The organism is Rhizobium sp. P1_E1, from assembly GCF_056406015.1.
Genome location: NZ_JBFUAY010000386.1, coordinates 1 through 2,604 on the forward strand (window position 1 = coordinate 1; position 2,604 = coordinate 2,604).

Consider the following 2,604-nt stretch of genomic DNA (forward strand, 5'->3'; position numbering starts at 1 on the left):
TTGGCTTCGGTCGACACGCAGTCGGCCTGGGAAAACGGTCTGACGAGCCTCTGGCTTCTGGCAGTGGTCGTCGTTCCCTTCACCAACCGGCGCCGGCAGAGGCTCGGCGACATCATTGCCGGCACCCTGGTGGTCGACACTCCGCGCTCCGTGCTGCTGTCCGACCTCGCGCTGTCCGCCCCCGCCGCCGCGTCGACGCAGGCGGAATTCGAATTCCTGCCGGAACACCTCGATGTCTACGGCAAATATGAGCTGCAGACGTTGGAGGACGTGCTTCGCGACTCGACAAAGACGTCCAACTATAAGGAGATCGAACAGATCGTGCGAACCATTACCCGGAGGATTCGGTATGAAGACACCGTGAAGCCCGGCCGGGAGCTGCACTTCCTCAACGAGTTCTATCGCGCCCAGCGCGAGCATCTGGAGAGCTTGAAGCTTTTCGGCACGCTTCGCGAAAACAAATATCATGAGCATTCGCGAACAGAGGCGAAGAAACTTGTTTGATGCGACGTAGTTTCCGAAACAACGCGCCTTCTACGGCAAAAACAGCACGTCGTACTGCTCGAACTCGCCCGGCAGCTCGCGCACCTTCATCTCCACCTCGCGGTCCTCGAAAAGGACGAGGCAATCCTCGTAGAAGCCTGATAGCATTGATATGAAGGCTTTCGTTCCCTCTGCTCCGTAGAAGAGCGGCGTAAACTCCATATAGAGCGGCACGCGGCGGGCAAGCAGCGGCTGCATCGAGCGGCAGGCGACCGGCTCGTAGCCTTCGATATCCATCCAGACAAGCCCGATTGCGGCCGGATCGACCGAAAGTCCGGCAAGGATTTCGGAAACCGGCTTCACCGCCACGCTGATCTTCTGGTCCGTCGGGCTCTGGCGAATGGCGCTGCTCTTGCCGTGATTGTTGAGGTTGAGGAAAAAGTCGATCTCGCCTTCGCTCTCGCCGGCGGCGCAATTGATGAGCCGGACTTTTTCCTCCAGCCGGTTCTGGCGAATGTTGAGCTGAAGCAGCGGGAAATTGCGCGGGTCGGGCTCAACACTGACGATATTGATGTAAGTGTCGCTGAGCGCGAAATAGACGGTCTGGGTGCCGATATTGCCGCCGATCTCGAGCAGCGTCGCATCCTTTCTGAGCAGACCCCGCTCTCGCAGGATAACGATCAGCCGGTCAACGGCCTCGCGCTCGAAATGGCCCTTCCGGAAGACCTTGCGGCCAATATAGTCCGAGGGCGAGAAGGTCATCAGATGGTCGCCGGCGTCGACCGTCATCGAGACGACGCGCGGGCCGATATTCTCGATCAGCAGGCGGCGGCCGAAGCGGGTGTCGAAGAAGCGCGAAGCGGCAGCATTGCGCGCCTTGCGCAGGCGGCGGCTCCAGTATTTGGCGGTCAGCCAGGGCTTGCCGGGCATCAGTCTTTTCCTTCGAGCGGTTCTGCCGCTTTCTCTCTCGGAATGACGTAGACTTTCAAGGGCAGGGCCCGGCCGCGCACACTGATTTCACGGCTTTCGATGCCGGCGAGGTCAGCACCCGAAAGGTTCGCTACCGGCTCGGAGATGACGATCGCCGCCTCGAACTCCTTGGCGGCGGTCTCGAGCCGGCTCGCAACATTGACGGTATCGCCGATCGCCGTCATGCTGCGGACCCGGCCGTATCCCATCGTGCCGACGACGGCCGGGCCGGTGTGAATGCCGATGGCGATGCGCAGCGGCAGTGCCAGTTCATCGGCCAGCTCGGCGGCGAGTTTATCGATCTCGGCGACGATCGCTGCTGCCGCGTTGAGCGCCTGGCGGCAGGCTTCCTCCGGCGCGGTATTGAGGCCGAAGAGCGCCATGGCGCCRTCGCCAATGAACTTGTCGAGCCGCCCGCCCGCCTGCTCCACCGCCTTGCCGATGATGGCGAAATAGCGGTTCAGCAGGAAGACGACGTCGAAGGGCAGGCGGGTTTCCGTCAGCGTGGTGAAATGGCGGATATCGACGAAGAGCACGGCGATCTCGCGTTCGCGGCCGGGGCTTGTCTCCTGGCTGTTGGCGGGAAGCGCAGCCTCGATCGCCGGCACGAGAAGCGGCGCGACGGCAACGTCGCGGTTCGGACGAAGCTGGCAGGCGAGCCGGACATCCGGGCCGGCATTGATGCGCTTCAGGGTCGTCTGTTCCATCTTGTCCGGGGCAGGCAGGCTTTCGTAATCGCCGAGGATCTGCACGCGGCAGGTGGAGCACTGGCCCTTGCCGCCGCAGACGGCATAATGCGGCAAGCCGCCGAGCCGGCTTGCTTCCAGCACCGAGAAGCCGCGCGGCACGCGGATCACCTCGCCGCCCGGATAATTCACGGCAACCTGGTCGAGCCGCTCCTTCAGCCTGCGCCGGGCGCGGGCGACGACGACGATGAGCAGCGAGGCCGAGAAGGCGCCGTAGAGCCCGGCACGGATCATGGCGACCTGACGGTGAACGTCCGGGTTCGAGGCGTAACGGGTGTTGACGCCCTCCTTGTAAGCGCTGACCGTCATTGACTGCTGGTAGGAAGGGTCGGCGAGTGTCCGGCCCATTTCGACGAAACCGAGCAGCGCGAGCACCGGCACGAGGATGGCGAGCGCCAGCATGAGC

At 63.0% G+C, this 2,604-nt stretch carries 2 protein-coding genes and 1 pseudogene; 1 reads left to right on the forward strand and 2 read right to left on the reverse strand.

Features of this window, described 5'->3' with window-relative positions; translation table 11 throughout:
* Nucleotides 1-504 (forward strand): annotated as a pseudogene (locus tag AC1D1Z_RS36080) (RDD family protein); the annotation flags it as partial.
* A gap of 30 nt (nt 505-534) precedes the next feature.
* Here AC1D1Z_RS36080 and AC1D1Z_RS36085 read toward each other — a convergent pair.
* Complete coding sequence (locus AC1D1Z_RS36085; protein WP_477853592.1) at nt 535-1,413, reverse strand: FkbM family methyltransferase; 879 nt, start codon at nt 1,411-1,413, stop codon at nt 535-537.
* On the reverse strand, nt 1,413-2,604 hold a 1,192-nt coding region (locus AC1D1Z_RS36090), incomplete at its 5' end, for an adenylate/guanylate cyclase domain-containing protein (protein WP_477853593.1). The genes AC1D1Z_RS36090 and AC1D1Z_RS36085, both read right to left, overlap by 1 nt.